The following is a 22,097-nucleotide window of genomic DNA, read 5'->3' as shown; positions in this document are numbered from 1 at the left end:
AGTAAAAATTTATTGTTTTTTAACAAAAATCAAACATTTTTTGTGTACACTTAGAGTAGATATTGTGTATGGAAGGGGAAGAGGACATGATTAAATTATTTGTAAGTGATTTAGATGACACGCTCGTTTACGATGTGAATCATATGCAAAAAGAAGATGAACGTGCGCTGTGTTGGTTAGCTGAGAAAGGGACAAATATTTGTTTTGCCTCTGGCCGCTTTACACACAGAATTGATGAAGTTGTAAAAAGGTTTTCATTCCCATATTACACAACTGGCTTAAATGGAGCGACAATGTTATTTCCGGATGGGAATTTATTTCATGAATCGAGTTTTGAAAATGCGGCTGCCCAGGAAATATATCGATATATACATAAAAAAGGACTAGCGGATATTGTTTGTGCAAATGAGCAGCGATATACAAAAAGGAAAAATGAACATCACCATAATTTTGAAGCGTATATGGGCGTGCATATCGCTGAAATTGAAGCGTTAGAAGAAGAGTTTGGTAAGACTGTACACCCTGCAAAATTGTTTGTTTTTGGTGAAGAAGAGAAAATTGTGACGCTAGATCAAGAGCTACGAGATACGTTTCAAGGCGAAGCGGAAGTTTTTATATCAGGTAAACGCTATGTTGATATTATGCCAAGGGGCGTGAGTAAGGGGAGTGCTCTAAAGCGACTAATGGACCATTTGCAAATTGAAGCAAATGAAGTTGCTTGTATTGGAGATTCTTTCAATGATATTTCTATGTTTGAAGTAACCCCGCATTCATTTACTCTTCATCATGCCCATCCATATGTAAAGGAGAAAGCAAATCATATAGTGCGTTCGGTTGAAGAGGCTGTTATGAAATTACCGTTACTTGTATAAAAAAGAAGCCCGTCACTGGCGGGCTTCTTTTTTACTTGAATAAAGATTTAACAAAATCAATGATACTTGAGAAGAAATCTTTCACTTTATCTAGAAAACTTTGTCCTTCTTCAGATCCTAAAAAGGCAGAAACGTGTTCTTTTGCTTTGTTTAATTGACTACCAACTTGATTCCAATCGATATTAAGATTCTTCATTTTATCAAATAACGATACTAAGTTATCTAACTGTTCATCTGTTAATGTAATGCCTAATTGATCAGCAATTTTTTTAATTAATGAACGTAAATCTTCTGTTGTTTTTGGCTGTTCTTTTGCAATTTCTTCTTTAATTTTTGCAACAAGTTGAACTGCTTTTTCTTCACCAATTTTATCACCAAGCTGGGCTGTTTGTACCATTTCTTCATTCGCTACTTTTTTTACTTCTTCAGGAATTTGTTTATTGGACGCAGTTTCGTATGCTTTCATTAATCCAGTTAAAGCTGCAGTTCCTGAAACTTTAAAAGGTGCAGTAATTTGAATTTCTGCATCTTTTACACCTGCTGTAATCAAAGCGTTAGTGTACATTGCATCTGTTACCCAGTTAATATTCTTTGATCGTACAATAAGACCAGATCCTGGTTTTGTGTATGTAATCATAGAAGAAGAAATTGCTCTCGTACCAATTTGTGCTTTTGGAACAATGCCTTCTAGAAATTTATGTTCTTCCGCATTAGATACAGTAATAATTGTAGCATCTTTCGGTGCTTTCATTTCTTTTAACAGATCTTGTTTTTGTTGTTCAGATAAGTTCTCTCCTAATGTAACAATTGATTCTCCCTCGATGATGTCTGCAAATGAAGCTGTTGGCATCATAAATACCGTTACAGCTAATAGCAGAGCTAGTAATTTCGTTTTCACGAAAAATCGCTCCCTTTCTCTTTCTAAAATTTTCGGGCAACAAAGTTATTATAGTATATATTTCTTATTTGTCACCTAGCTTTTTCCACATTTCAAAAAAGAAGTATCTAGATTGTCGGATTCTTTTTGTTTCTAGTCATGAATGTGGTAATATAGTGCTGAGATAGTTGAAAGGAGACATATACGTATGAAAACTTTAGGATACATATTAATGGAAAACGGTGAAAAAATCGACTTGGAATTTTTCCCAGAAGAAGCACCGAAAACAGTAGAAAACTTTAAAAAATTAGCAGAGCAAGGATTTTATGACGGTGTTACATTCCACCGTGTTATTCCTGGTTTCGTAAGCCAAGGTGGAGACCCAACAGGTACAGGTGCAGGTGGCCCAGGTTACTCTATTCCATGTGAAACTGATGGAAACCCTCATAGACACCTTGTAGGATCACTTTCTATGGCTCACGCTGGTCGTAACACAGGCGGTAGCCAATTCTTTATCGTTCATGAGCCACAGCCGCATTTAGATGGTGTTCATACTGTATTCGGTAAAGCAACAAGCGGTATTGAAACAGTATTAAAAATGCGTCAAGGCGATGTAATGAAAGAAGTTAAAGTTTGGGAAGAGTAAGGTAAGGAAAAAGAGAGCTTTTGCTCTCTTTTTTTACTTTTAAATGGGACGGGGTACTTCTTCTGCAGCTCATCATACAAGTAGTATTGTTGCTAAAATATATTGCTTGTGAGAACAAACCTTTAACAAATTACATAGAATACATTACATTATATGTTTCAACAAATATTTTTTGTTATATTAATTTTGCTAGAATAGTGCTACTTTAGGGTAACTATTAATGAAGTGATGTTGAATGATATGTTTTTTTCCATTCCGTATAAAATTTTCTTTTTTTACTCTATTTATTAAAGGAATAGTGCTGAAACATAGATTTGACTTTCTTCTTTTCGCTTTGTATGATTATCAAGTTGTTTTAGGCTCTTCTCACTCTGTTGAAAATATTGTAAAATGAATATGATATGAAAAGAGTGATTGAGGGGATTACTAGTTTGTAACTTTTGTAAGAAGGGATAAGGGTTATGTTAATTCGTTTTAAAAAAAGTTATGAAAAAATTGCAATGGGGCTTCTTTCGTTTATGCCAACTGAAAAAGATGTGAAAACATTACAATTGACAATGAAAGAATATGAAGCAAAAGATGATTGGCAATTGTATTTGTGGAAAGAGAATGAAGATTTTGTTGGAATAATGGGGATTGTAAAAAAAGAGAATCAAGTATTAGAAATTCAGCATTTGAGTGTGAATCCGTCTCACCGTCATGTGGGGATTGGAACGAAGATGGTTCAAGAGTTAAAGAATAAATTTCTTGAGTTTACAATTTGCGGAAATGAGCAAACGGCAAATTTTTGCGAAAAATGTAAAGGGCTAGAACAAAATATACATTCGTGAAAGCAGAGATAAGTAGTTTATTATCTCTGCTTTCTTTTTTGTAATTGTTCGTTTCGTTCAGTAATGACTTCTGTGCGATCACGCAAAGTGTGCTTGTTTATAATATATTCACCCGGGATAGCATTCAAGTCTTTCCAAGGGAGGTTTTGTTTTTGACATAACTCTATGCACTGCTTCTCTAACGATGAATCTGATAAGGGTAAAAATAAAGGTACAAAACGTTCTTTTTTATGGATAGATTGCAATCTTTCATTGAGCAAGGAAAGAAGTTGTACTTGATTAATTCCTAAACGTTGTAAAGACACACCGCTTTTTTCTAAAATTGTGATTGCGCTTTTCATCATTTTTGTGGAACCATTCCAGTTAGCACGTCTTTGGTGGTATAAAGAAACTGCAATTTGAATGAGACCAACTAAGTAATGATCACGATTTCCTCGTGGTTTTGTCTTCCAGTACTCTTCTAGTATTTCGTGGCATTCAAAATAGTCGTAATCTCCTTGGAAATGAATTAAAAATTGTATGTATTCGGTAGGATACATGTGTTCTCGCCCCTATCTAACGGTTATACATATAAGTGTATCATAGAAATATGAACAATAAACGACTAGGAGATTTCCCCCTAGCCGTTATTGTTCATATTAGCAGAAGCAAGCTGCTCCTACAATAATTAGTAAAATAAACAGTACAACAAGTAATGCGAACCCACCGCTAAAACCACAATCAACGTGACCCATAGTTTTTTGACCTCCTACATTGTTCTTACTACACTGTTATCATATGAAGTGGTGGGCATGATGACATAGGCATCGGTCTATTTTTAATTAAATTTCTTAAAAAGGTTGGATAGAACATGAGTATGCTCTATACTTATGTTGTTATAGAAAAAATGTGGTGGGATGCTTTGTGCAATATAATTTTAAAGTAGAGGCTTTTGAAGGGCCTTTAGATCTATTGTTACATTTAATACATCGTTATGAAATTGATATATATAATATTCCTGTAGCAGATATTACAGAGCAATATTTATCTTATGTGCATACGATGAAAGAACTTCAATTAGATGTTGCAAGTGAGTATTTAGTAATGGCCGCAACGTTATTACAAATTAAAAGTAAAATGTTGTTGCCGAAACATGAAGAAGATGTACTTGATAACGGTGATGATTTTATAGATGATCCTCGTCAAGAATTGATGGAGAGGTTAATTGAATATAAGAAATATAAGCAAGTTGCTACTGAGTTAAAAGAAAGAGAACAAGAAAGAGCACAGCTATATACACGTCCACCAATTGACTTTACATCGTTGCAACAAGAAGAAGAGACAAGCTTGCCTCTTGATGTTACGTTATATGATATGCTAGCGGCATTTCAAAAATTAATGCGCCGTAAAAAGGCAAAAAAACCTGTAACAACACGTATTACTCGTCAAGAAATACCAATTGAACAGCGAATGACTGATATTTTAAAGCAGTTAAAAATAAAGGGTGGTCGCCAAAGTTTTTATGATTTGTTTGTTGATGATGAACGTGAAATAATGGTTGTAACATTTTTAGCAGTTCTGGAACTTATGAAAAATCAACAAATCATAATTGAGCAAGAACATAATTTTGATGAAATTTTCGTATCAAGCTCTAATAAATCTACATAGGGCAAGTATGTGAAATTGGGATAGAAACACTTTATCTCATGCTATGTTTTAATGTATCGTTTGGAACAAGAGAAAAAATATTGAACCGAACGCATTGATTGTGATTCGGTTTTTTGATGTGTATTTTTATGGGAAAATAGAAGGAAGGAGCTCGTGAAATGGATAGGAAAGAACAAAAGTCAATTATTGAAGGCCTTTTATTTGTTTCTGGTGATGAAGGGATTTATCCAGAACAAATAGCGAAAGTTCTTGAAATTGAAATGAATGAAGTAATTAATATTTTAGAAGAAATGCAACAAGAATGTGAAGGTGCAAACCGTGGTTTGCAAATTGTACAGTATGCAAAAGTATATCGTTTTGCTACAAAGAAAGAACATGCTTCATATTATCAAAAATTAATAGATACACCAACAGCTGCTTCGCTCTCACAAGCTGCTCTCGAAACGTTAGCGATTGTTGCATATCGTCAACCAATCACAAGGACTGAAATGGAAGAGATTAGAGGAGTTAAAACCGATAAGGCGTTACAAACGTTGGTTTCACATTTACTTATAAAAGAAATGGGAAGAGCGGAAGGACCAGGGCGTCCTATTTTATACGGAACAACAAAAGAATTTTTGGACACATTTGGATTGAAAACATTAGATGATTTACCGCCGCTTTCTGAAGAGAATGAACAAATGAATGAAGCGGATTTATTCTTCGGTTCCTTACAAGAGATATCGAAATAAAAGCTTAGCATTTTGCTAAGCTTTTTTGTATATCAATTATTTACAGTGCCATACTAAATGAAAAAAGGAGACGAGTTATGAGAGGTATGCGGATTATTCTATTATTAGTTTCTGTTTTATTATGTTTTTCTTTAAATAGCGCATCAGCTAAAAGGTATATGATGTCCATTCATACTACGTCTCCTTTACATATGCATCGGCAACATCTTAGTAAAATGAAAGTGAGCTTTTTAAAAGTGGGGCAAGGTGATGCAACACTTATTATAATGCCAAACGGACAAACAATGTTAATTGATGGAGGACCTTATGAAGCAGGAGAGGTTATTATTCAGAAATTAATTGAGAAAGGGATTAATCATTTAGATGTAATTGTCAGTACGCATCCCGATATGGATCATATAGGGGGGCTAATTCCAATTGTAGAGCAAATGCCGGTATCGCTTATATTAGATAGCGGAAAAACATATAGTTCTCTTACTTATCATACATATCGGAATAATATTAAAAAAAGAGGGATACCTTTCGTTTCAGTAAAGGAAGGGCAATATATACCGCTGGATCCACATGTTTCTATACAAGTATTAAACAATGGGAAATCAAAAGATGAAAATAATGAATCCTCAATTGTTTTGAAGGTACGATATGGAAAAGCGGATTTTTTATTAATGGGTGACGCGGATGTACGGACAGAACATGAAATATTAAAACAATTTGATGTACATGCAGATGTTTTAAAAGTGGGGCATCACGGCTCTTATACTTCAACAAGTGAAACGTTTATAAAAAAAGTGGAACCGCAGTTTGCTATTCTGTCTTACGGGAGTAGTAATCCGTATGGACATCCTCACCAAAGTGTAGTAAAACGCTTAAAAAGGCACGGTATAATGGTACATAGAACTAATAAACGTACAGTAGAAATAGAAACAGATGGTGAACATGTTATGTTAGAATCTAGTGGGTTAATGCCATTGTTGAAGTGATTTCTATATTAGGGGTGGATACTGTCCCTTTTTGGAAAAATGAATATTATATATTATAGTTATAAGGGACGTAAGAAATTTCCTTTTTTGTTGAATAAAAAGGAAATTTTATTAGAATGTATAGACAACTACTCGTGCATATATTAAGATGGAACTAGGCGAATAAGGTAATAATAATAAGTAGGTATTTCATGGGAAAGGATCGATGAAAATGAAAACGCAAATTGTCATCAATGCCAAAATTTACACAGGTCAAGAAATAGTGGAAAACGGATTTATTCGTTACGCAGAAACCATTAAAGAAATTGGTTTGATGGCTCAATATGTACCACAAGAAAATGAAACTGTTTTTGATGCTACAGGGAAGATTGTAATTCCAGGTATGATCGATGTTCATATTCATGGTGGATACGATATTGATGCGATGGATGCAAATAGCGATGGGTTAGTAACTCTAGGTAAAGAAATGTTAAAAGAAGGGGTTACAACTTACTTCCCAACAACAATGACACAAGCTCCAGAGGCAATTGAAGCAGCGCTAACTGCTGCGAAAGAAGCAAAAGAAAAAGGAGCGCATTTCGAATATATTCACTTAGAAGGACCTTATGTTTCAAAGAAACGTGCAGGTGCACAACCACTTGAACATATCGTTCCTGCAAATATTGAGCAATTTAAACAATGGCAAGAAGCAAGTGGGAATTTAATTAAATTAGTAACATATGCACCAGAAGAAGAGGGAGCATTAGAGTTTGAACAATATCTTGCTGAAACTGGTGTAGTTGGCACAATGGGGCATACAGATGCAATTGATGCACAACTAAAAAATAGAAAGATTACACATGCGACACATTTATACAATCAAATGCGTGGATTACATCACCGTGAACCAGGAGTTGTTGGTCATGTGTTATTAAATCCAGATGTAATGGTTGAAGTAATTACAGATGGTATTCATATTCACCCTGATATGGTGAAATTAGCATATAAGTTAAAAGGACCGAAAAAAGTAAGTGTTATTACTGACGCAATGCGCGCAAAAGGTCTTGAAGATGGATTATATGAGCTTGGCGGACAGCCAGTACATGTAAAAGATGGTAGTGCTCGATTAGAAGATGGAACGTTAGCTGGTAGTATTCTAAAAATGGATCAAGCTTTCCGAAATGTAATTGAATTTACAGGTTGTTCAATCGAAGATGCAGTACTGATGACATCAGTTAACCAAGCAGAAGAGTTTGGGTTAAATAATAAAGGTGCATTAGCGGTAGGAAAAGATGCAGACTTTGTTGTGATGAATGAAGATTTACATGTATATGATACGGTTCGTTTAGGAATTCATATGAAGGAAGGGAAGTAATTAAATGAATATTCTTGTTGTAAAAACTCCAGAAGAACTAGCAGAAGCAGGCTATAAATTAATTGAAGAAGTTGTAAAAACAAAAGAAAATCCAACATTAGGAATGGCTACAGGAAGCTCTCCATTAGGTATTTATGCAGAAATGCGAAAAAATAAACTTGATACAAGCCGTGTAACCACTGTAAACTTAGATGAGTACGTAAATTTACCACATGAAGATAAAAACAGCTATCACTATTTCATGCAAGAACAGTTGTTTGATCATCTTCCATTTAAACAAACTTATGTACCAAACGGGATGGCAAGTGATTTAGAGGAAGAGTGCAAACGTTACGAGGGCATTCTAGCTGCTAACCCAGTTGACCTACAGATTCTTGGAATCGGTGAAAACGGTCACATCGGATTTAACGAGCCAGGAACATCGTTTAATTCTCCAACGAACATTGTTGAATTAACAGAATCTACACGCCAAGCAAACCTTCGCTTCTTCGAAAAAGAAGAAGATGTGCCAACTCATGCGATTACAATGGGAATTGGAAGCATTATGAAAGCGAAACAAGTTCTACTTGTTGCTATGGGTTCTAAAAAGGCAGAAGCTGTTAAAGAATTATTGCAAGGTGAATATAGTGAAGAGTGTCCGGCTACAGTTTTACAACGTCATCCGAATGTAACCGTAATTGCAGATCAAGAAGCTCTATCTTTATGCAGTGAGGCGATTGCTGATGAACATCGACAAGTATTCACCATTTCCGATCTATTATCAGATTCAAGAGTGGGTGAAACAGCTAATTGAGGACGGCGAATGGAAGCCGGGAGATAAAATCCCATCTGAGAATGAACTTTGTGATAAGTTCGAAGTGAGTCGTATGACAATCAGACAGGCGATTAATAATTTAGTGGAACAAGGCTATTTATATCGGAAGCGTGGAATTGGAACATTTGTCCAACTTCCGAAAGTGGAACAAAAATTGCAAGGAATGACGGGATTCACAGAAGACATGATTTCTCGTGGGATGAACCCAAGTAGTCAATTACTTAGTTTCCGCCTAGTTCCAGCTACTGCTAAAATAGCAGACCGGTTGAGAATACAGGAGGGGGAATCGGTTTATGAAGTGAGGCGTATTCGCTTAGCTGATGATGAACCGATTGCTTTTGAGACGACATATTTGTCGCCAGCTCTTGTAAAAGATATTAACGAAGAAATATTGCAACAATCTTTATATGAACATTTAGAGAAAAAACTGGGCTTTAAACTTGTTAGCGCTACTCAGTCAATTGAAGCTTCCGTTGCTACGGAAAATGAAGCTGAACATCTGCATATTCCTAAAAAGGCGCCTGTACTTGTAATGCGTCAATGGTCATATTCAGAAGGTGAGATACCGCTAGAGTATGTGAAATGTATTTATCGTGGAGATCGTTATAAATTTATTACGAATATCGCACGTAACAAATAGTATATTTCAGTTTGTGAAGTACAGTGGAATTGAAAATGGTTAACATGTAAAGAAATAAAAATACGACTCATCCTTATAAGGAATGAGTCGTATTTTTATTATGACCAATTACGTGGTTAACAGCATCTTTGACGTGATTTACTACATAGTGAGCGTGTTTTTTTACTGCATCATCTGCTTGTGACATAGCAAAACTGTGAGGAGTTAAAGAAAACATAGGAATATCATTGTAAGAATCCCCTATACAAGCAATTTCCTCAGGTTTTATTTGAAACTCATTTAATAAAACAGAAATGGCAGAGCCTTTACTAACATTCGGTGGCATTACATCTAAACATTGTTCTGCGGAGATGAAAGTACTAACTTTCCCGTGGAATTTTTCATCAATTTTTTTCTGAAGGAGTTGTAAGCTCTCCTTTGTTCCACCGACAGAAATTTTATTTGGGAAAATTGTATCATCAATCTTCTGTAGTAAGTTTGGTTCTTCAACAGAAGTCATAGTCACTTGTTGTTCAAGTTCTTGAATAAAAGGTGTTTTCTCTTCAATGTAATAATTATGCTCATCACTTACATAACGGAAATAAGGATTTTCATTTGTCATAGCTAGCAAATCGGGAAGTATGCTGGAATCAAAAGTTGCAGATAATAGTTGTTTATTTTCATGTGTATATACAAAAACACCATTTACACTAATGCGATGAAAATTTGTATTTACAGCTTTCATTAAGTCTGCAATTTCATTACCAAGTCTTCCGGAAGCAAAGCAAAGAATAACATTTTGCTCGGCAAGGCTGCGTAGTGCCGCGACATCTTGTTCATCAATAAGACCTCCGTGTTGCATCATTGTACCATCGATATCACTTACAAACATTTTAATCATGCTGTTATCTCCTTTCTATGTACAGTTGCTCTTACATTATACGCATCATATATAAACATGTCTAAAAAATGAATTTTTATTAAATGGCAGATGTTTTACATTGACGACAAAGAAGAATATTCTGTAACATAAAAGTAGGCTATTTAAGTACGAGGGTGGTGTTATATGAATAATTATCTAGAAATTAAAAAAGTTTTAAATAATAATGTCATCATTGCTAGCCATCCTGAACACGAGGAAGTAGTAGTGATTGGTAAAGGAATTGGATTTGGGAAAAAAGCGAAAGATGTATTGGAGCAAGAACAAATCGAAAAAATGTTTGTCTTAAAAAATGAACGTGATCGTGAACAATATAAATTATTAGTGCCGCATGTTAGTGAAAAATTAATTGAATTGATGAACGATATTATGCTGTACATTCAAGAAAAAGCGAAATCTCCACTAAATGAACATATTCATATTGCGTTAACAGATCATATTTCATTTGCGATTAAAAGGTTAAAACAAGGACTTACAATTGATAATCCTTTTTTAGTTGAAACAAAAATGCTCTATCCAGAGGAATATGAAATTGCGGAAGGTGTTGTAGAACTTTTAAATTCTCGTTTGCAAATTACATTGCCAGAAGGAGAAATTGGTTTTATTGCACTTCACATTTACAGTTCGCTTACAAATTCTGATTTATCTTCAGTTAATCAAAACTCCCGTCTCATTGCACAACTTGTATCTTTAATTGAGACAAACTTACAAATTACATTAGATCAAGAGAGCATTCATTATTTACGCCTTATTCGTCATCTTCAATATGCTATTGAGAGGGTGAAAAAAGGAGAAAAAGTAGAGGAATCGCAAAGTTTTGCTGATTTATTAAAGGCGGAGTATCCAGTTTGCTATAACGTAGCTTGGAAGCTAGTTAAGGTCATGCAAAAAGAGTTGCAACTACCTGTATATGAAGCGGAAAGTATTTATTTAACGATGCACTTGCAACGCTTAGTAAAGGCAGAGCATGTGTAAGAAGTCATATATTTTTGTCTAAAATGAAAACGTTAAAAAAAATGATTGAATCGCTTACAATAGTTATGTATAATAACTATTGCAAAGTTATACAAATTTCGACAAACACATTAAGGTGAAACGAAAACGTTTGCCTTAATTATAGTGAACTTATACGTAAACCTATTTTTGACACGTGTTACTGATTCGATCAGGCATGAGTGGAGAAAAGTAAGGAATGTAAGCTAGAGAAAGGGATATACTACCCTTTGTATAGCTATCGTTCTATCTTTTTTTCCTCATGTCTTTTTGGCGTTTGTCGGAAGGTATCAATATAGATAAGAGAGGAAGGGTTTCCATGTTTAAGAAGATCTTTGGTGTTCTTCAAAAAGTCGGAAAAGCGTTAATGCTTCCAGTAGCGATTTTACCGGCGGCAGGTATTTTACTTGGATTTGGTAATGCATTTCAAAATCCACAGTTAACAAATGTTATTCCTGCTTTAAAAGCAGATTGGTTCGTAATGGTTGCAAAAATTATGGAACAATCTGGTGATATTATTTTCGCTAACCTTGCATTATTATTCGCAGTTGGGGTAGCAATTGGTTTAGCTGGTGGAGACGGAGTAGCTGGTTTAGCAGCATTCGTCGGCTACTTAATTATGAACAAAACGATGAGTGTGTTCTTAGAAGTAGATAAGCTAGTGAAAGTAACAAGTTCTGGAGCAGACCCAGTAAAAATTGGATTTACAGATCCAGCGTATGCAAACGTATTAGGTATTCCAACGCTACAAACAGGGGTATTTGGTGGTATTATCGTCGGTATAGTAGCGGCATATTGCTATAATAAATACTTCAACATTGAATTACCATCATACTTAGGTTTCTTTGCAGGTAAGCGTTTCGTACCGATCGCAACTGCAACATTCTCTTTAATAGTAGGTATTATTATGTGCTTCGTTTGGCCATACATTCAAGGTGGCTTAAACACGTTCTCACATCAAATGATTGATGCAAATAGAACAATCGCAGCATTTATATTCGGTTTAATTGAACGTTCATTAATTCCATTTGGACTACATCACATTTTCTATTCACCGTTCTGGTTCGAATTCGGTCAGTATACAAATGCAGCTGGCGAATTAATCCGCGGTGACCAAAAAATCTTTATGGCACAGTTAAAAGACGGTGTAGAATTAACAGCAGGTACATTTACAACTGGTAAGTATCCGTTCATGATGTTCGGTCTTCCAGCAGCAGCTTTAGCAATGTACCATGAAGCACGTCCAGAAAATAAAAAATTAGCAGCAGGTATTTTAGGTTCTGCAGCATTAACATCTTTCTTAACAGGTATTACAGAGCCACTTGAATTTTCATTCTTATTCGTAGCGCCAGTATTATTCGGAATTCACGCTGTATTTGCTGGTCTATCATTTATGACAATGCAAATTTTAGGTGTTAAAATTGGTATGACATTCTCTGGTGGTTTAATTGACTTCCTATTATTCGGTGTACTACCAGGCCGTACAGCATGGTGGTGGGTAATTATTGTTGGTCTTGTACTAGCAGTTATTTACTACTTCGGATTCCGCTTTGCAATCCGTAAATGGAATCTAAAAACACCTGGTCGTGAAGAGGCAAATGCGAATGACGGTGCAGGAAAAGCAGAAGCAGGCGAACTTCCTCGTGAAGTATTAGTAGCACTTGGTGGTAAAGAAAACATTGCTTCTTTAGATGCTTGTATTACTCGTTTACGTGTTCAAGTTAACGAACAAAAGAATGTAAACAAAGACCGCTTAAAAGAACTTGGAGCAGCTGGTGTACTTGAAGTTGGAAATAACATTCAAGCTATTTTCGGACCGAAATCTGACACGTTAAAATCACAAATTCATGATATAATGTCAGGCCGTACACCTCATGTTGAAAAAGAAGAACCTGTAAAAGTGGAAGAAACTCCTCAAAAAGTTGATGAAAATGAAACAATTGTATCACCAATTGAAGGGAAAATCTTACCGATTACAGAAGTACCTGACCAAGTATTCTCAGGAAAAATGATGGGAGACGGATTTGCAATTGAGCCAACTGAAGGAACAGTAGTTTCTCCAGTTAATGGTGAAATTGTCAATGTATTCCCTACAAAACATGCGATTGGTATTCAATCTGAAGGCGGAAAAGAAATTTTAATCCACTTTGGTATTGATACTGTAAAATTAAATGGTGAAGGATTCGAGGCACTTGTCGCACAAGGTGATAAAGTGAAGCAAGGCCAACCATTATTAAAAGTAGATCTTGCATTTGTAAAAGAAAATGCACCATCTATCATTACACCAATTGTATTTACAAATTTACAACAAGGGCAACAAGTCGAATTGAAAAAAGATGGAAATGTTAAGAAGGGCGAAACCGCTATTATTGACATTCAGTAGGAATTTGACGCAAAATGTTTATAATTATAATAGGCGATGTGGTTGACCGAACATCGCCTATTATATACAATAGATGATGTAGTACTCACGTCTATACAACTAAAAAAAACTGTAATTTAAAGGAGATAAATTATCATGGAAAAAATCTTTAAAGTAACTAGCGACTCAGGAATTCATGCTCGTCCAGCAACTCTACTTGTAAACACTGCAAGCAAATTTGGTTCTGACATTAACTTAGAGTATAACGGAAAGAACGTTAACTTAAAATCAATCATGGGCGTTATGTCTTTAGGCATTCAACAAAACGCAGAAATTAAAATCACTGCAAATGGTGATGATGCAGCTCAAGCACTAGCAGCTATCGAAGAAACTATGAAAAACGAAGGATTAGGAGAATAATGACTCTTAACATTCAAGGGATCGCTGCATCAAGTGGGATTGCTATTGCAAAGGCTTTCAGACTTGAAAATCCTGAATTTAACATCGAAAAGAAATCAATTACAAATGAAGCTGCAGAAATTGCACGCTTAGACGCTGCGCTTGAGAAAGCAAAAACTGAATTAGAAGCTATTAAGGACCACGCATTTGCTGAGCTAGGTGCTGACAAAGCTGCGATCTTTGAAGCACATTTATTAGTGTTAAATGATCCAGAACTAGTAAACCCAGTAAAAGACAAAGTAAATAGCGAAAAAGTAAATGCTGAATTTGCAATGGATGAAGTTGCATCAATGTTTATTTCTATGTTTGAAAACATGGATAACGAATATATGAAAGAACGTGCTGCGGACATTCGTGACGTAACAAAACGCGTTCTTGCACATTTACTAGGAATTAACTTCTCAAATCCTGGTACAATTTCTGAAGAAGTAATCATCATTGCTGAAGATTTAACGCCATCTGATACAGCTCAGTTAAACCGTAAGTATGCAAAAGGTTTCACTACTGATATCGGTGGACGTACATCTCACTCTGCAATTATGGCTCGTTCTATGGAAATTCCAGCTGTTGTTGGTGCGAAAGTTGTTATGGAAAAAATCCAAAACGGCGATATCGTTATCATTGACGGTTTAGATGGAGAAGTAATTGTAAACCCATCAGAAGAAACTCTTCGTTCGTTTGAAGAAAAGAAAGCGAAATTTGAAGAGCAAAAAGCTGTATGGGCAAAATTAAAAGACCAAGCTACTGTAACAAGTGACGGACATCACGTTGAGCTTGTTGCAAATATCGGAACACCAAATGATGTACAAGGTATTATCGATAATGGTGGAGAAGGCGTTGGTTTATACCGTACAGAATTCTTATACATGGGCCGTGACAATCTTCCAACAGAAGAAGAGCAGTTCGAAGCGTATAAAGCAGTTCTTGAAGGTGTAAAAGAAGGTCAACCAGTTGTTGTTCGTACACTTGACATCGGTGGAGATAAAGAGCTTCCATACTTACATTTACCAAAAGAAATGAACCCATTCTTAGGATACCGTGCAATTCGCTTATGTCTTGATGAGCAAGATGTGTTCCGTACACAACTTCGTGCATTACTTCGTGCTAGCGTATACGGTAACTTAAAAATTATGTTCCCAATGATTGCAACTCTTGATGAGTTCCGTCAAGCGAAAGCGATTTTATTAGAAGAGAAAGCAAAACTTGTAGAAGCGGGTACTACTGTTTCTGATTCTATTGAAGTTGGTATGATGGTTGAAATCCCAGCTTCAGCGGTATTAGCAGATCAATTCGCGAAAGAAGTTGACTTCTTCTCTATCGGAACAAATGATTTAATCCAATACACAATGGCTGCAGACCGTATGAACGAACAAGTATCATACTTATACCAACCATATAACCCATCTATTTTACGTCTTGTAAAAATGGTTATCGATGCTGCTCATAAAGAAGGCAAATGGGCTGGTATGTGTGGTGAGATGGCAGGCGATTCACTTGCTATCCCATTATTATTAGGATTAGGTTTAGATGAGTTCAGTATGAGTGCAACATCTATTCTTCCTGCAAGAACACAACTAAGCAAGTTGTCAAAAGCAGAAATGGAGACATTAGCAGAAAAAGCATTAATGATGTCAACTGCTGAAGAAGTTGTTGAATTAGTTAAAAGCATATAATAGTAAAAAACCTGAGTCGATTTGAAATCGGTCTCAGGTTTTTTTATTACACATACCTTAGGTGATTTTATTGATTAAACTTCTCTTAAAGAGCAATTGCGATAACATCTTCTGGGCAAACACGTAGAATCCCTTCAAATCTATCGTCATTACGATTGTTTCCATTCTTATCATCTTTGTTGTTGTCTTTGTCGTTATCTCTTCTTAATGCAGAGAATAGAGCAATACCGTTACAGAACCCCTCAAAAACTAAATTGCGGAATGTTCCATTTCCTTTTAGTTTAAGAAGCGAAACTTCAGTGCCTATAGAAAGATTTGCAAGTACGTTACATACAGCAGGTCGTTGTGGTCTAATTTCTACTCTCTCTTTCTCACGATGGTTGTGCTCTCTTTCATGATGATGACAGTCTCTAAAGTTATCACAGCATCCAAATGATCCAAACATAATCCTCATCACCCCCTTCACACTTATAATCTATGTAAGTTCGGTAGTTAGTGACTGGACAGAGAGTGGAATTTTTTCTAGGGGATTTTCTCATTTTAAATGACTAGCTGGGTGTTTAGTATGGAATGATGTTTAAAATAGGGGTAATATAACAAAAAAATGTAAAAACCACCAAAATAAACGAAATGGGTAGCCTTTACACTTTTTTACTTTTATATAAAACGACGATATATACAGGAAGAGCTAGGAGTAGTGGTACGATGGATCGTGCAGTATGTTTTTCTGATTCTAATTGAAATGCTTCTTCTTTTGGGAATTGTAAAATGGAGATGTTTGCGGCATCACCAATAAAATATAGAAGCAGTACAGTTACTATGTAACATAAAAGTGCGATCAAGCTTCCGTATGAACTCAATGAAAATCCCTCTCTTGTTATCTATTTGTTATCATTGTATCACAATTGTAATAAAAACACACGGGTATATTTCAATACCTTAACAAAATTCGACACAAAACGTCACGTTTATTTATGATAAAGGAATAGAATATACTTTTCTATAAGTATAAATGTCGAATGATTTGTAGTAATATTACAAAAGTATGACAGGAAATAAAAAACGAAGGTAATGTAGTTACCTTCGTTTTTTATTATTTTGCCCACTCACTCACTTGCTCTACGCTCATACGTGGTGCAGGGTGACCTTTTAAAGTTGATTCACCAATTGTAATAAGCATAATTGGAACGTAACGAGATGAAACGTTAAATTCGTCTGTCAGTGCTTGTGGATTGAAGCCACCAATAGCACAAGTATCCCAACCAGTTGCTTTAGCTGCAAGCATAAGTTGCATTGCTGCTAAAGATGCATTTGAAAAGGCAGCATCTCTCGGGAATTGTTCACGAGCATATGCAGATTCAATATTTTTAGCTAAGCGTTCTTTTGCTTCTTCTTTCATAAATCCTTGTTCTACAATTGGACCATACACTGGCTCAACATTTTTATAAGCTTCTAAATCACCTAAAATAGCGACTACTGCAGAAGCGTCAAGAATTTGTTGTTGGTTATAAGCTATTGGGTGTAATCGTTTTTGTACATCTTCACCTTGAAAAACAAGGAATTTCCAGTGTTGTAAGTTCCAAGCAGAAGGTGCTTGTGCTGCGGCTTTTAAAATCTCATGTAATTCTGTAGATGAGATTTCTTTATTTGGGTTGAATGCACGTGTAGATGTGCGTTCATATAGAACGTTAAAAAAGTTATCGTTTGTCATTATATATCCTCCAAATTGTATATGAAATTATCGGGAAAACTCAATGTATATTACTTACATTTTGTAAGTTGTCGAATTTAAGAATATAATATCTTTATTTTAATTGTCAAGTTTTAAGAAATAAGCTAGGGCATTCATACAAACGATATAATTCCTATAATCATACACTAAAAAAGGAATTTATAGAGTGAAAAGGGAAGATAACATTCTCAATTAGCTTGTTAATATGTATCTCTCACAAATTAATGTTTATTGGAGAACAGTCTTTTAAAAATGTTTGTGAGGAATTCAGTAGAACAAGATATATGAAGTGAGTGAAGACTAGTGATGAACATACTACATTTTTTATTAGAGAATACGGTTTTCCAAAATGTGTTACAAGATCTGCAGTTAAATGTCCTTTATATAGAAAATGGATGTAAGCATCAACAAACGATAGAAAATATCCATCCAAAATGTATGTTTATAGCAAATAGTTTTGAAGAGGGCGAACTATTATTTCAAAGAACAAAACCGCACATTATAATTATGTATGTAACAGATTATTCTCAAATCAAATATATAAAGAATATGTATACCCCGCAAAGTACATTCATTGTCATTTGGGATCAACAAATAACAAAAGAATTTACAGATGTACTTGCATTAGGAATACGTAATATTGTAATAGCCCCTGTAACTCCACAAGCAGTATTAGAAGAAGTGAATAAGAGTTTGTATCAACTTTCTTTAGTAAGGCAAGTTAGTTTGCAACAGGAATTGCTTCAAACGATGTTTGATTTTCAAAATGATTTATTATTTATAGTAGAAGATGATGAGATTGTTGATTGTAATACAAATTTTTTAACGTTTTTCGGATATGAAAATTTGTTTGCCTATCGTGAGCAACATTTAGTATTTGCTGAACATTTTATTAGAGAAAATGGATACTACTCGACGACGCATGATATAACATGGCTAGACGATACTTTATCAAGTGGTAGAAGAATTAAGATGTCAAATTATGAAGGGACAGTATCTACTTTTCTATTACGTGCGACACCATTGCCAGAAGATTTATCAAGATTTATTGTAAAGTGCACGGAAATTACAGAATTAGATGAAATTTATCAAGAACAAGAAAGACTTGCTATGGTAGATTCATTGACAGAGATTTATAATCGTTTAAAGTTTCAACAAATACTAGAGGTAGAGTGGGAAAAGGTAATACGTAGTGATGAGAAAATAGCAATCATTTTATTTGATATAGATAATTTTAAAACAGTTAATGACACATATGGTCATGATTTTGGCGATTTGGCATTAATACAACTTGCAGAGCTTATGAAATCTAAAGTGGAGCAGCAACATGTATTTGCAAGATGGGGAGGAGAAGAATTCATTATATTGGTGACAAATACAGTGGAAAAGGAAGCATTTCAAGTTGCGGAGTCATTACGATTCTTCATTGAAACAAAACAATTCACTGGAATTTCGAAGTTAACAGCTAGCTTTGGAGTTGCGTTATATGAACAAGGAACTACAAGAGAAGAGTTAATGCAACGAGCGGACATTGCTTTATATGAAGCGAAAAAAAATGGAAAGAATCAAGTATGTGTGTATAGAAAAGAAAAAATGTAATTTTTCGCAACAAATTGTTGCGATTTTTTTTTATTGTTTGATAATAGAATAGGGGGACAATTTTTAGCGAAGGAATTATGGAGGATCGACATGATAAAAAAAGTAATGATAATGGCTTCACTGTCTGCTATAGTTGGCGGCGGAGTATACTATTTTCTTGTTAGCCCCAATATAAAGGAAAACACAGTATTAACAACTAAGGTGAATCCTACTATTGAATCGGAAGTGCAAGGGAATATAGAAGAAAAAGAAGAGCAACAAATTGATTACGCTAGCATATCTCAAAAATTAGATCAATATTTAGTCGGAAAGCAATTTAATGGAACAGTTTTGGTAACAGATAAAGAGCATGTTATATTGAATAAAGGATATGGCTATGCTGATGTTCAAAATAAAATTGAAAATACGCCTCAAACAAAATATCGTATCGGTTCTATTACGAAAACAGTTGTTGCCACATCTATTTTACAGCTGCAAGAACAAGGGAAATTGAATATTCAAGATAATGTAAATAAATATATTCCTTCATTTCCGGAGAATAAAAATATTACGCTATATCATTTATTAACACATACCTCTGGTTTACCTGAACATGCAAAAGGCAATGTTAATGCTGCTTCCCGTTTACAGTTAATTAATTGGATTGGACGTCAAAATTTAGAATTTCCTGCAGGAACAGGTTGGAGATATACAGATTATAATTATATGGTGCTTGCTTATATAATAGAACATATATCGAAAAAACCTTTAGGAGATTACATAAAAGAAAATATATTTGTAAAAGCAGATATGCATGAATCCGGTATGGGAAATATGGTACCTGGAGATAAAAATTTTACAAAGGGTTATGTGAAAAAAAATCAAGAGCTTGTACCAGCACAGAAGTTAGGCATGGATTGGCTATATGGTTGTGGTGAGATGTATACGACAGTTGGAGATATGAAGAAGTTAGACGAAGCAATTATAAATGGAAAACTTCTTTCTGAACAAAGTATACAAGCAATGTTTTCACCTTCAGCAGAACGGAAATATGCATTTAGTTTTTATATATATCCAGATTATTTTCATAATCATGGTGTATTATCTGGTTGGAACACTTTCAATAATTTTAATAAAGAAAAAGGAATTTTTGTTATGTTATTTTCAAATGTGAAAAATAGTATGGATGATGACTTTAATAAAGAGTTCCGAAAGATGGTAAATGATTTATTAGAACAAAGGGGATGAGAAAATGGAACATAAAACTTTATCAATAGGTTTCATTGGTATTGGCGTAATGGGAAAAAGTATGGTTTATCACTTAATGCAAGATGGTCATAAAGTATATGTATATAATAGAACGAAAGCAAAAACAGATTCTTTAGTGCAAGATGGTGCACATTGGTGTGATACGCCAAAAGAGTTAGTGAAGCAAGTTGATATTGTAATGACAATGGTTGGATATCCACATGATGTAGAAGAAGTGTATTTTGGTATAGAAGGAATTATAGAGCATGCAAAAGAAGGTACGATAGCAATTGACTTTACGACATCTACACCTACTTTAGCAAAACGCATTAATGAAGTTGCAAAAAGCAAAAAAATATATACGTTAGATGCACCTGTCTCAGGAGGAGATGTTGGTGCGAAAGAAGCAAAACTCGCAATTATGGTAGGTGGAGAGAAAGAAATATATGATAGATGCTTACCTTTACTTGAAAAGTTAGGAACAAACATTCAATTACAAGGACAAGCTGGGAGTGGACAACATACAAAAATGTGCAATCAAATTGCGATTGCTTCCAATATGATTGGAGTATGTGAGGCTGTTGCTTACGCGAAGAAGGCTGGACTGAATCCAGATAAAGTGTTAGAGAGCATTTCAACAGGGGCAGCAGGTAGCTGGTCATTAAGTAATTTAGCTCCTCGAATGTTAAAAGGAGACTTTGAGCCGGGATTTTATGTAAAGCATTTTATGAAAGATATGAAAATTGCTTTAGAGGAAGCAGAAAAATTACAATTACCAGTCCCAGGCTTAAGTATGGCGAAAGAATTGTATGAAGAGTTAATTAAGGATGGCGAAGAAAATAGTGGAACACAAGTATTATATAAAAAATATATAAGGGGGTAAACGAGGTGGACCTTCAAAAGTTTGATGAGATGATTGATACTGTACAGCGAGCTACTTGTATGAAAATTAATGAAAAACAAAAAGAAGCTTTTAAACAAAAGTATGATTTTGAACCAGAATTTGAATATGGAAGAGATGAGAAGGGGCATTATGTAATTCGAACCTCAAAAAAGATGTTAGAAGAAATGGAGTTTTATTTGGCATTGAAATATGATCGTGATGGAGTGGATCTTTATATGCAAGCTGAGATTGACGGTATATTTCATGTATCTGTTAGCTATGGTGAAGATGCCCTACATCTACAAGAATTGTTTCAATTTCTAGAAGAAAATAAATAAAAGTCCTCATTTGAGGACTTTTATTTATTTAGTCATCTTTAATTTTTATAATTATAAGTTAGAAGCGCGGCGGCATCGTTCAACCGGGAATGGGATAATTTGTGCGATGTGATTAGGACCCAATTGTTTTGTACGAGCATGGCGTATTATATAAAAAGCACACAGAATTGAAACCGGAATAGCGCCGAATAAACCAAACAATAAAGCGCTTACACAAGATGCAACAAATCCTAAAACACCAATTTCTAACTCTTCCATAATAGCTCCTAAAATAACAGGAAATGCTCCACATGTAACTCCAAGTATAAGTGCGATAAGTAAGCTCATGATTATCCCCCTCTGTTTGCGATATTATTTTCCTTCTTAATTAATTGTAGTATATCATATACAAAACAGAATTTTCAGAAAAATTTCAATAAATATTCAAAAAATGTTCAAAAAATATACTTGAAAAATCAAGGTGTTAAATTTGTGATGAAGTGGTACTTTTGAGTAAATAAAAAATCAGGCTTATTTCAAAA

General features: G+C 34.8%; 25 protein-coding genes. 17 read left to right on the top strand and 8 right to left on the bottom strand.

Annotated elements, in window-relative coordinates:
* Positions 1-68 precede the first annotated feature (68 nt).
* Complete coding sequence (locus C4S65_RS20640) at positions 69-872, top strand: HAD family hydrolase (RefSeq protein WP_003307772.1); 804 nt, start codon at positions 69-71, stop codon at positions 870-872.
* A 31-nt stretch (positions 873-903) separates the two neighbouring features.
* Here the strand turns inward: C4S65_RS20640 and C4S65_RS20635 are convergent, their stop codons facing one another.
* Positions 904-1,770, bottom strand: coding sequence for a DUF1002 domain-containing protein (locus C4S65_RS20635; protein ID WP_000850515.1), 867 nt, complete (start codon positions 1,768-1,770; stop codon positions 904-906).
* 187 nt (positions 1,771-1,957) lie between these two features.
* Here C4S65_RS20635 and C4S65_RS20630 point away from each other — a divergent pair, with 187 nt between their 5' ends.
* Positions 1,958-2,395, top strand: a complete 438-nt coding sequence (locus C4S65_RS20630; protein WP_000853782.1) for a peptidylprolyl isomerase — start codon at positions 1,958-1,960, stop codon at positions 2,393-2,395.
* Positions 2,396-2,856: 461 nt separating this feature from the next.
* Positions 2,857-3,225, top strand: a complete 369-nt coding sequence (gene ribT, locus C4S65_RS20625) for a GNAT family N-acetyltransferase RibT (protein ID WP_000908400.1) — start codon at positions 2,857-2,859, stop codon at positions 3,223-3,225.
* Between the two features lie 20 nt (positions 3,226-3,245).
* On the opposite strand, the gene C4S65_RS20620 is transcribed toward ribT, so the two are convergent.
* Both C4S65_RS20620 and C4S65_RS20615 read right to left on the bottom strand, forming a co-directional pair.
* Positions 3,246-3,764, bottom strand: coding sequence for a DUF309 domain-containing protein (locus tag C4S65_RS20620; protein WP_061666336.1), 519 nt, complete (start codon positions 3,762-3,764; stop codon positions 3,246-3,248).
* A gap of 99 nt (positions 3,765-3,863) precedes the next feature.
* Positions 3,864-3,959 (bottom strand): YjcZ family sporulation protein, encoded by a 96-nt coding sequence (locus C4S65_RS20615; RefSeq protein WP_000510194.1) that lies wholly within the window; start codon positions 3,957-3,959, stop codon positions 3,864-3,866.
* Between the two features lie 169 nt (positions 3,960-4,128).
* Here C4S65_RS20615 and scpA point away from each other — a divergent pair, with 169 nt between their 5' ends.
* From scpA to C4S65_RS20580, 6 genes are all read left to right on the top strand, one after another.
* Positions 4,129-4,872, top strand: coding sequence for a segregation/condensation protein A (gene scpA / locus C4S65_RS20610; RefSeq protein ID WP_001199754.1), 744 nt, complete (start codon positions 4,129-4,131; stop codon positions 4,870-4,872).
* Between the two features lie 158 nt (positions 4,873-5,030).
* Positions 5,031-5,603, top strand: coding sequence for a segregation/condensation protein ScpB (gene scpB, locus C4S65_RS20600; RefSeq protein WP_000375171.1), 573 nt, complete (start codon positions 5,031-5,033; stop codon positions 5,601-5,603).
* Positions 5,604-5,680: 77 nt separating this feature from the next.
* Positions 5,681-6,583, top strand: a complete 903-nt coding sequence (locus tag C4S65_RS20595) for a ComEC/Rec2 family competence protein (protein WP_001214827.1) — start codon at positions 5,681-5,683, stop codon at positions 6,581-6,583.
* Between the two features lie 211 nt (positions 6,584-6,794).
* A complete protein-coding gene (gene nagA, locus C4S65_RS20590) occupies positions 6,795-7,937 on the top strand; it encodes an N-acetylglucosamine-6-phosphate deacetylase (protein WP_001987227.1) in 1,143 nt (380 codons plus the stop codon).
* 4 nt (positions 7,938-7,941) lie between these two features.
* Entirely contained in the window at positions 7,942-8,730 is a 789-nt protein-coding gene (gene nagB / locus C4S65_RS20585) for a glucosamine-6-phosphate deaminase (protein WP_001024207.1), read from the top strand.
* Complete coding sequence (locus C4S65_RS20580) at positions 8,660-9,391, top strand: GntR family transcriptional regulator (RefSeq protein WP_014894892.1); 732 nt, start codon at positions 8,660-8,662, stop codon at positions 9,389-9,391. Before nagB ends, C4S65_RS20580 begins: the two co-directional genes overlap by 71 nt.
* Before the next feature lie 73 nt (positions 9,392-9,464).
* Here C4S65_RS20580 and C4S65_RS20575 read toward each other — a convergent pair whose 3' ends face one another.
* Positions 9,465-10,271, bottom strand: coding sequence for an HAD family hydrolase (locus tag C4S65_RS20575; protein ID WP_103945415.1), 807 nt, complete (start codon positions 10,269-10,271; stop codon positions 9,465-9,467).
* Between the two features lie 165 nt (positions 10,272-10,436).
* Here C4S65_RS20575 and glcT point away from each other — a divergent pair, with 165 nt between their 5' ends.
* From glcT to ptsP, 4 genes are all read left to right on the top strand, one after another.
* Positions 10,437-11,285 (top strand): ptsGHI operon transcription antiterminator GlcT, encoded by an 849-nt coding sequence (gene glcT, locus C4S65_RS20570; protein ID WP_001067323.1) that lies wholly within the window; start codon positions 10,437-10,439, stop codon positions 11,283-11,285.
* Positions 11,286-11,622: 337 nt separating this feature from the next.
* Positions 11,623-13,686: a PTS glucose transporter subunit IIABC gene (ptsG, locus tag C4S65_RS20565; protein ID WP_000473190.1), complete on the top strand. Its 2,064-nt coding sequence runs from the start codon at positions 11,623-11,625 to the stop codon at positions 13,684-13,686.
* A 135-nt stretch (positions 13,687-13,821) separates the two neighbouring features.
* The gene (gene ptsH, locus C4S65_RS20560; protein ID WP_000411080.1) at positions 13,822-14,085 is read left to right on the top strand and encodes a phosphocarrier protein HPr; all 264 of its coding nucleotides are present in this window, start codon (positions 13,822-13,824) and stop codon (positions 14,083-14,085) included.
* Positions 14,085-15,797 (top strand): phosphoenolpyruvate--protein phosphotransferase, encoded by a 1,713-nt coding sequence (gene ptsP, locus C4S65_RS20555; protein WP_061666337.1) that lies wholly within the window; start codon positions 14,085-14,087, stop codon positions 15,795-15,797. The genes ptsH and ptsP overlap by 1 nt, the downstream gene beginning before the upstream one ends.
* Positions 15,798-15,882: 85 nt before the next feature.
* Here the strand turns inward: ptsP and C4S65_RS20550 are convergent, their stop codons facing one another.
* From C4S65_RS20550 to C4S65_RS20540, 3 genes are all read right to left on the bottom strand, one after another.
* A complete protein-coding gene (locus C4S65_RS20550; RefSeq protein WP_000468022.1) occupies positions 15,883-16,242 on the bottom strand; it encodes a DUF3915 family protein in 360 nt (119 codons plus the stop codon).
* Between the two features lie 196 nt (positions 16,243-16,438).
* A complete protein-coding gene (locus C4S65_RS20545) occupies positions 16,439-16,657 on the bottom strand; it encodes a hypothetical protein (protein ID WP_000100494.1) in 219 nt (72 codons plus the stop codon).
* Positions 16,658-16,890: 233 nt separating this feature from the next.
* On the bottom strand, positions 16,891-17,508 hold the full coding sequence (locus C4S65_RS20540) for a nitroreductase family protein (protein ID WP_000180387.1): 618 nt from the start codon (positions 17,506-17,508) through the stop codon (positions 16,891-16,893).
* Between the two features lie 327 nt (positions 17,509-17,835).
* Here C4S65_RS20540 and C4S65_RS20535 point away from each other — a divergent pair, with 327 nt between their 5' ends.
* The 4 genes from C4S65_RS20535 (at position 17,836) to C4S65_RS20520 (ending at position 21,576) form a co-directional block, all read left to right on the top strand.
* On the top strand, positions 17,836-19,128 hold the full coding sequence (locus C4S65_RS20535; RefSeq protein ID WP_001023184.1) for a GGDEF domain-containing protein: 1,293 nt from the start codon (positions 17,836-17,838) through the stop codon (positions 19,126-19,128).
* 90 nt (positions 19,129-19,218) lie between these two features.
* Positions 19,219-20,355 carry a serine hydrolase gene (locus C4S65_RS20530; RefSeq protein ID WP_140338022.1) on the top strand — a complete coding sequence of 379 codons (1,137 nt, stop codon included), beginning with the start codon at positions 19,219-19,221 and terminating at the stop codon, positions 20,353-20,355.
* Positions 20,356-20,359: 4 nt separating this feature from the next.
* Entirely contained in the window at positions 20,360-21,238 is an 879-nt protein-coding gene (locus C4S65_RS20525) for an NAD(P)-dependent oxidoreductase (protein ID WP_000400425.1), read from the top strand.
* Between the two features lie 5 nt (positions 21,239-21,243).
* Entirely contained in the window at positions 21,244-21,576 is a 333-nt protein-coding gene (locus C4S65_RS20520) for a DUF3909 family protein (protein WP_000365616.1), read from the top strand.
* 51 nt (positions 21,577-21,627) lie between these two features.
* Here C4S65_RS20520 and C4S65_RS20515 read toward each other — a convergent pair whose 3' ends face one another.
* Complete coding sequence (locus C4S65_RS20515; RefSeq protein WP_000054662.1) at positions 21,628-21,903, bottom strand: hypothetical protein; 276 nt, start codon at positions 21,901-21,903, stop codon at positions 21,628-21,630.
* Positions 21,904-22,097 lie beyond the last annotated feature (194 nt).

The organism is Bacillus sp. ok061, from assembly GCF_900108285.1.
Lineage (GTDB): Bacteria > Bacillota > Bacilli > Bacillales > Bacillaceae_G > Bacillus_A > Bacillus_A thuringiensis_S.
This window is presented reverse-complemented; position numbering and strand designations above follow the sequence as displayed.